The organism is Enterobacter sp. 22452 (assembly GCF_052045065.1).
GTDB classification, from domain to species: domain Bacteria; phylum Pseudomonadota; class Gammaproteobacteria; order Enterobacterales; family Enterobacteriaceae; genus Enterobacter; species Enterobacter mori.
This window is the reverse complement of record NZ_JBQEOB010000020.1, coordinates 1-8,782: the sequence shown is the minus strand read 5'-3', so window position 1 is coordinate 8,782 and position 8,782 is coordinate 1. Positions and strand designations below refer to the sequence as shown.

The following is an 8,782-nucleotide window of genomic DNA, read 5'->3' as shown; positions in this document are numbered from 1 at the left end:
AGTCTGGTAGTCGACGGATATCCGGCTTATGAAACCCTAGCCGCGCAGAACAAAGGGATCGCACTGACGGGCTGTTGGGCACATGCCCGCAGAAACTTCGCCGATCTTTATAAAGCGAGTAAGGACCCCAGGGCAGAAATGGCGGTCAGACAGATCGCCGGGCTATACAGGCTGGAAAAGAAGATCCGCCACCGTCCGGTGGAAAAGATCCGCCAGTGGCGGCAGCGTTATGCGCGGCCAGTGCTGGAAAAACTGTGGCAATGGCTTGAGCTGCAGAAAGATGCGTGCCCGGAAAGTTCCGCGCTGGGTAAAGCAGTCGCGTACGCACTGAAACGACGGACCACGCTGAGCAGGTTCCTGGAGGATGGCGCGTTGCCACTGGACAACAATCGCTGCGAGAGGGCCATCAGGCCGGTGGTGATGGGGCGTTCAAACTGGCTCTTCGCAGGTTCGGTTGCAGCGGGCGAGCGAGCCGCCAGGATCATGAGCTTGCTGGAAACGGCGAAGATGAATGGCCTTGATCCGCATGCCTGGTTGACGGACGTTCTGCAACGGTTACCTGGCTGGCCGGAAGAAGGCCTGGACGCGTTGCTGCCGCTGCAGGGGTTCACCTTCAGGGACAGAGGCGCCTGACAGAAAGACCCCGATGTCCGCACTAAGGACTTGCGCACCTGACAACGTAAATAGCGACAACCCGCATATCACGTGGCTTCAGAGCGACCACACACCAGACTCAGTTCCTGCGCTACAGGCGCGAAACACCTTACTCAGTACTTCACCACCTGACGAACGCCTCCCGGGGAAACCTGAGGCCGATCTCGTCGGCCCTGTCAATATGAGTTCACCGGATGCATACCTCCGGGGCAGCCCAGCAACGATTAACAATCGGGACAATGGCCATTCCTGCCTTAGTTCACTGACAATGCTCACTTTTTCCTGGGCGCTGAGCACGTTTTCTGCTGAACCAAGGCCTTCAGCTTTTTTAAGTAGGCATTCTCGACCCTGAGTTGTTCAAGTTCCTCTCGCTCAACATCGGTTAATGCTGGCTGTGGTGGGACTGGCGTGACGCTTTTATCTGGCACAGGGATGATCTTTTGATTTTTTCGGGTGAAAGCATCCTCGCCATGTTTTCTATATTTTTCAAGCCAGGTACATACAGTACCAAAGGCTGGTATCCCATGTTTTACCGCAGTTTCACGAACAGAGAAGCCATCATCCACAACTTCTTTTACTACCATAAGTTTGAAATCAGCAGAGTAGCGTCCCTTTTTACCCGTAAGCACACCGATACCATGCTCCCGGTAGGCATAAGCCCATTTTCTTACCGTGCAAGGGCTTATGTCGTACATCCTGGCTACAGATTTCAGACTCAACTCATCTTCTAGATACTTCTCTGACACTTCCTTTTTGAATTCCAATGAAAATTTTGCCATGTGCCCTCAGTTTTTGATCTGGTGTCTAACTTTTGGGGCGCACTACATAAAAAAATAGTGTCCATCATCGCCAATTTACAAGACGTCGATGATGGGACACTTACGCATATCGCCAGTGTGGCCTCCGGGAATCTGTTGCCTGCCAGTTGAGCAACCTGTCGGCTTCCACAATCTGTTCAATTTCGGGGGTATCACGTTCACCATTTGGTTTCAGCTCGGATACTTCGCTGTCTACGCTTCACCTTCCAGGTTACCCGGGAAAGCGCAAGACCCGCTATCCGGTGGCGCTGGCTGCGCCTTCCGGAGCAGGACTTTCACCTGCAAGATAAGTGCAGCTTTTCACAGCGCACCGCTCAGTGGAACGAAAACTCACGTTAAGCAATGTTTTCTTCCTCTGAGCGTCAGCCCCCTAAGCCATCTTACTTCATAAACGTACAAATAATGACTGGCAAGAAATTGTCCCTGGCGTGCTTGCTGAACAAGTAATCGTCACCATCTCTGGCACAGTATTTATAATATCAAAGGTCGTATCGTCTGGACCAGTAACAGGTAGAATTATCACTTTTTCTTGTAGACGAGTGTCCGCAAAGACAGCGCTACCACTTAGTGTGACAGTAATAGAACCAGATGTATCTATATTACTGTCATAATAAACACTATTCCTCGATATTCCATCTGCTGGAGCACCGGAGTTCGCGACGGCCCTAAGTTCAGGCTGAGTAAAAGGAAACTCGGTAAATTGAACATGCCCAGTTATTTTGCCAAAAGTCGAAAAAGCAGAAACATTAACTATTTCAACTTTATTGTCCTGAATATCAAGTTCTATATATCCACTTTCTGGCAAATAATCACTCAATTTATTGCTATCATTTGCGGTGAAATAAGCAGATCCATCACACAATACCTCATAACTAGCACCTGAAGGACCGTAAATCACCACTTTATTACTTGTGCGATAATTTGAATCTGCATACAAAGTCTCCAGAGCTGGCGCATTTGTGATAAAATATGCTTTTGCCGCCTGCGTGATATTCACCCCAATGGTTTTACTGCTGCCGCTATTGGTGATGGTCGCAGTGACGTTCGCCGTTCCGGTATCGCCGGTATCGCTCAGGGTCACGCTGGTATTTCCGTTCGCATCCGTGGTGGAGGTTGTCGCACTGAGCGTCCCCAGCGTCGTCGCCCAGGTCACCTGCACACCGCTGAGCACCGTACCCGTCACAGAGTCCTTCACCACGGCGGTCAGTGTAGCGTAGTCCGTCCCGTCGTTCGTGATGGATGCTTTATCGCTGGTCAGGGAATCGATGACCGGCTCAACGGCGCTGGCGGAGAGTGCCAGTATGGATTTATACTCCCCGGCCTTATCCGTGGCCTGCGGCGGCAGCAGCTTCCAGTCAGCCGGCGCGTCGCTCCCCAGTATCACCTCCGGTAACTGCGACGTCCCGTTCCAGGTCGCTATCAGCGACGTGGTGGTCTGCCAGCTCACCAGCCCCGTGGTCGTATCCAGCGCCCCCACCTTCAGCGGGAACGTCCTCAGCCCCTGGTTTTTGTTCATCACCACCAGGACGCCCGCCTGCGTCAGAACGCCGTCGGTGACGCTGGCCAGATATTCTGCGACGATGCTCCCCGGATAGCTCTGCTGCGCCACGGCCACCACCGACTGACTCCGGTCTGACGGCACCAGCGTCACCCGGACCACCACGTCGTCGCTTCCCAGGCTCGTTCCCTGCACTGCCGCCCCCGCCACCACCGGGTAGTTTGCCGTCAGGTCCGGGTTGTCCGTCACGTCATAACTGTCCCGGTATGTCCGGAAATCGAAGGCGGTAATATCCCCCGTCAGCGTATGCCCGAACAGATGGCTGCTTCCGGGTTTCACTGACTGCCAGCTCCACTGATACAGCGGACTGCGCAGCATCTCACTGCTGCCTGTCGCCAGCGTCTCGCTGGTACCGCCATAGTTCATGGACTGGTACAGCATGGCCCCGGCAGCGACAGCCGTAATCAGCACGTCAACCGACTGGCTGCTGCCGGTAATACTGGCCGTTACGGTGGAGCTACCGGTATCCCCGGTGTCACTCAGGGTCACACTGGTTTTGCCGTTTGCATCCGTGGTCGTCGTGGTCTCACTGAGCGTCCCCAGGGTTTTCGTCCAGCTCACCTGCACACCGCTGAGCACCGTACCTGTCACGGAGTCCTTCACTACGGCGGTCAGGGTGGCGTAGTCCGTACCATTATTGAGAATGGATGTTTTGTCACGCTGCAGGGAATCAATCACCGGCGTCACCGCGCTGGCAGAGAGCGCCAGAATGGATTTGTACTCCCCGGTTTTGTCCGTAGCCTGCGGCGGGTACAGCGTCCAGTCAGACGGCGCATCGGCACCCAGTCTGACCTCCGGAACCTGTTTATCTTCATTCCAGGAGGCGGTGAGTGACGAAGTGAACTGCCACGTCACCAGGCCGGTAGTGGTATCCAGACTCCCCACGTTCAGCGAAACCGTGGTCAGTCCCTGTTTTTTGTTCAGGATGACCAGTACGCCCTCCACCGTCTGCAGGCCATTTGACACGCTGGCCGTTTCTGTCACTTTTGGCCAGGACTGTGTTGCCGTTGCCACCACAGACTGGCTGCGGTCAGCGGGGAACAGCAACACCCTGACCACCACGTCATCCCCGCCCAGGGCAGTGCCCTGCACGGCAGGGGAGGACAGAAGCTGGGGATACCAGGCCGTCAGGTCAGCGTTATCGCTGACATCGTAGCTGTCCCGGTAGGTTCTAAAATCGAATGCCGTCCGGTCTGCAATCAGCGTATGACCAAACAGGTGCTCGCCGTTCAGTCGGACGGACTGCCAGGCCCACTGAGACACGGCATTACGCAGCTGTTCGCTGTTCTCAATAGCCAGAGGTTCGCTGTTACCACCGTAACTGATAGTCTGATACAGCGTCAGGCCGGCGGACTGAGAGGACAGCGTGATATCCACGGAGCGGAGGCTGCCGGTAATACTGGCCGTTACGGTGGCGATGCCGGTACCGCCGGTATCGGTCAGCGTGGTGATGGCCTGACCGTTTGCTCCGGTCTGCGAGGCGCTGGCGCCCAGATTACCCTGAGATGTCGTCCAGTTGACAGTCACGCCGGCAACGGGCTGTCCCGCGCCGTCGGTAACGGTTGCCGTCAGGGTAGCCGTATCTGTCCCGTTGTTGGCAATCACCGTTTTATCAGATGTCAGGCTGCTGATGGTGTCCGTGGCCGGCGTGCCGCCGCCAAGCGTGGTGTGCCAGGTTCCGTCCCCTTTCAGCACCGGGTCTGAGAAGACCCAGTTCGCCGGGAATCCCCCCGCGTTAATCAGTGTGACGGCATTATTCTGATACTCCACAACGAGCGTGCCGGTACCGGTCCAGGCGACAGTCCCGGTGGTGGCATCGTAATCACCGTAGCGACAGGAGGCGACCACTGAGCTTCCGTTCGTGGGAGCAACAAACCCCAGCGCGGCAGGCCGACCCGGCAGGGACAGCGTGGTGACGCTCTGTGAACTACCACCTACCAGCGCGGAGGATGCCACCGCGTTGGGGGCCGTTTGTGCGGCGTCAATATCCAGCCAGACCAGCACGGCGGCATCCGGGTCAATCCCCAGGTACTGGAGCGGGAACTGATCCTGAGCCGGGTAGAGCTGCTGTAAATCCGCGAACTGTGCGGAGCAGACCTCTTCAATATGGTTAAGATAGCTAAGGGAGGCGTCGGCAGTATCGACCTTACTCCAGGCATAAGAGTACATGGTGGTCATCGCCACGGAGAGGTAGTTCCAGTTGCTGGTGCTGGCGGCAATCACTCCCGTCCCGCCATGGTCAATGCTGTCCGGGGCACCCACGAAATCGGTTTCTTTGTAATAAAGCAGGCTTTTTCCTGCGGCTACATTACTGGTCATCGGTATATCTCCACATAATATTTAGTGTTTTATTTTTTTACTATATAAACACCAGTGAACCACTGATGTCAGAGCCGGGTATCTCCGGTAAGGACAGTGTGAAGGCCACCGTTTCTGGCACGGTATCGGTTATATCAAATGCACAGGCATGAGAGTCTTTCACGTCATTAACTGCGGTTGTAGCATTGCTCTGGGTGATGATGGCGTGCGTGTTTCCCGTAAGCGTCAGCCTCGCGACCGTTGCCGTTGAGCTGTACGTTGTCTGCAGGTACACGCTGCAGACACTGCGACCGTCAGCCCGTGAGCCTGTTGACACCCCGTAACTGAGCAAATCACCCCGGCCTGGCAACCAGTCAAGAAACCGCATACTGACATTCGCGGTTACGCCGGGTTTACTGATTAAACTGGCCTGTATCTGTACTGATTCAGCCGAAAAGTCATAGATTTGCGCCACGCCATATCCGGTATCATCCAGTGTGATGAGCTGCGTGTCCTGCCCGTCGGGATAAAAACATGCCGATGTCGGGGCCAGAATGGTTAATTCAACGGCTGCACTGGCAGGGCCTGTCAGGTTGATCGAATTGACGGGACGAACTGGCACCGCCGGAATAAACACCGGCGCACCAGTACTGCAGTTCATTGCCAGCTCACCGCTGATATTCACATCTCCGGGAAGGGAAAGTGCCGTTTTCCCCTGAAGGTCAGTCACATGATACTGCCCCTCTCCCTGTCCGTTACCGACAGGCAGGATGTTCGATTCCGGTATATGAAAAACGGCTTTTTGAGCGACAACCTCACCGGTGGTCACGGTCCGGGTGTCCGTCCACTGCGTTCCGGGGATTGGCGTATCGGGCGAATCCTTAAACCCAAACCATGTTGCGGTAAGGGTGTCACCTTCAGCCATGCCCGGGTAAACCACCTCCAGAGCGGTGCCGTTATTTGCCACGACCGAGGCATAACTGATCGTATTAGTTGAATCGGCATCAGGGAAAACAGGAGCAGGCAGCGTGGCCGGAGGGGGACATCCGACGATTTCTACTGTAAAGGGGAGCGAACTGTGAATATTTTGTGACTGCTCGATATAATCATAAAACAGCTCATAATGACCATTATAAAAACAGGATGCAGGCAAAGCGGCTGTTGCATCTATTGATAAAGGGAAAACGGGAGGATCCTGTATCACGTATGTTTTACTTGCCAGCCCATCCCAGTAAAAAACAATAAGCTCCCCGGGTAAGGGTTTAAAATAAGCGGCAGGCTCCGGTACATAAACCGTCACCCCTAATGAAATTTCATATGCATCCAGCTGATGGTCCGTTTCTGCATTGACAACCACGGGCGCACCAAGCAGAGGATCGCTGAAATGGATACTGCAGTCCGAGGTTATTGTTCCTGCCCTGGCCCTGACTATCCCGCCTGAAGGTGAATCCGCCGTAGCCTGAATGGTGGCTGAGCCAGCGGCATCCGTCACAGATGCATTGCCTGACAGTGTGATATAGAGCTGTCCGGAAACAAGTTCCCATATAACATTCATACCCGAAACCGGTAAACCATCAGATGTCTGAACAACGGCGGTCAGGACAACTGTCGTTCCCGGACTGGTTACGACAGGCGACGCGGTAACACCTGCAATAATATAATCATCCGACAACGGTAAATTGTTGTTAACCTGATTATCAGGAGTCAGTGATGACGAGATTTTTTCATTCATATATAAATCCCGGAGTTGGTCCTTGCCATGAAGTGCCGCCATATCCGGCGGCACTTCATGTAAGGGTTAAATTAAGTCAACATTGACGGTAGCCGTCGCTGAATTCTCCGGATTTCCTGTGCCAGAACGCTGAACGGTATAAGACCCCTGAGCGGTACCACTGGTACGTACTGCAGTAATATATTCCTGATCAATAATGAAGGTACAGAATCTGAGCGTCACATCAGTAGATTTAACGGTAATAGAGGTGCTTGTTTCTGACCCCGAAACAGGGACACCGGTAGACGAGTATTCCTGCCAGGAGGCGAGCACAATATCCCCCGCCGCCATACCGGAATAGCTGATCCGCATATTTGTCCCGCCGGCTGCCGCATTCGCATTAATCGTGTTGTTGGTCGCTTCCGGGAAGGAAGGTGCAGGCAGTGTTGCCGGTGGTGTTACACCATCGACGGTCAGGGCAAAGTTTTGTGAACAGTGCGTGTTCTGGTTTGCATCTTCAAAAACATAGAACACTGAATACTGGCCATTATATAAACACGCGGAATTAAACTCAGATGAAATGTTTACTGAAATAGGGAATTTTGTTGTGGAGTCGACCGGATACTGTCTGGAATCAATGATATCCGCCCCTTCCGTCCAGTAAAGCGTCACAAAGTCCCCGCTGGAGTAAGGTCCCTTACCCGGATCATTAATATACAACTGGACACCCAGTTTAATTTCGTCAGCATTCAGGGTGTGATCGTCATCGGCATTGAGAATTGAAACCACTGGTACTGTCGGGCTGCTAAAAAACACATTACAGGATGCAGATGTCCGGGCATCTACTTTCGCAGTGATAATTCCGGCCACCCCTGCATTTGAACAGGTTGCAGTAACAGTAGCAGTACCAGCAGCGTCTGTCACTGAAGATGAATCACTGGTTATAATGTAAAGGCCGCCAGCATCGACTGACCAGTCGACTGTTTTCCCGTCGACTGGATTTCCACTGGAGTCAAGCAGTGTTACCGTCAACGTAACCGTACCGTTCAGGGTGGTAATAAGCGGATCGGGTGTCAGGATGATCGTTGTTTCAGGTACTGCAGTGAGCACCGCATCCCCCGTTACTGAGATGTCATCACTCTCAGTCGCCGTGATGGTATAATCCCCCGGAATGATGCAGGTTGCTGTAACTGATGCAATCCCTGATGTCGTATCAGTTGTTCCTGATGTTGCAGACAACGAACAACCAATGCCGGGGGTGACAGAAAAATTGACAGTCGTTGCAGTTGTTACAGGGGTTGTTCCATCGCTGGTCAGAAGCGCACTCACTGTTGCGGGTGTTGTATTGTCATCAGGGATACTGACTGGGTCGATAGTAACAGCAATTTGATTTGGCATGATATTAATCCTGTTGGTGATGAATTAGGCCCTTGCACGTTTCTGACTTGCCGGCCAAATGAGTCTTAAGTATTGAGCAATAATCCAGTAAATCAATTTTCTGACCGGTGGATTTTTTCCGGTATCCGGAGAAAGAAACACCCCGTTGAAAATTAAAAACAATCTTCATAATCTGTATCGCTCAACAATGAATGTGTGACATGATGAACGGTCACGACACATGTTTTTGTACCTCTGGTGAAAATCACCGGTATGTCATACATGACAGAGTACAGAGTACAGAGTACAGAGTAATTGAAATTAGAATGCGTCATTTTTGCATATAGAGTGTGCCAGAAAAGAAGC

The 8,782-nt window shown here is 53.1% G+C and carries 5 protein-coding genes; 1 reads left to right on the top strand and 4 read right to left on the bottom strand.

Going from position 1 to position 8,782, the window contains the following annotated elements:
- Positions 1–633, top strand: a 633-nt coding sequence (tnpC, locus tag ACTJJA_RS23850) for an IS66 family transposase (RefSeq protein ID WP_440669327.1), incomplete at its 5' end; no start/stop codon positions are given.
- Positions 634–926: 293 nt separating this feature from the next.
- Here tnpC and ACTJJA_RS23845 read toward each other — a convergent pair.
- The 4 genes from ACTJJA_RS23845 to ACTJJA_RS23830 form a co-directional block, all read right to left on the bottom strand.
- Positions 927–1,433, bottom strand: a complete 507-nt coding sequence (locus ACTJJA_RS23845) for a transposase (RefSeq protein WP_440669340.1) — start codon at positions 1,431–1,433, stop codon at positions 927–929.
- 424 nt (positions 1,434–1,857) lie between these two features.
- Positions 1,858–5,349: an Ig-like domain-containing protein gene (locus tag ACTJJA_RS23840; RefSeq protein WP_440669339.1), complete on the bottom strand. Its 3,492-nt coding sequence runs from the start codon at positions 5,347–5,349 to the stop codon at positions 1,858–1,860.
- A gap of 40 nt (positions 5,350–5,389) precedes the next feature.
- Positions 5,390–7,060, bottom strand: coding sequence for an Ig-like domain-containing protein (locus ACTJJA_RS23835; protein WP_440668118.1), 1,671 nt, complete (start codon positions 7,058–7,060; stop codon positions 5,390–5,392).
- A 66-nt stretch (positions 7,061–7,126) separates the two neighbouring features.
- Positions 7,127–8,437: an Ig-like domain-containing protein gene (locus tag ACTJJA_RS23830; RefSeq protein ID WP_440668120.1), complete on the bottom strand. Its 1,311-nt coding sequence runs from the start codon at positions 8,435–8,437 to the stop codon at positions 7,127–7,129.
- Between the last annotated feature and the right edge of the window lie 345 nt (positions 8,438–8,782).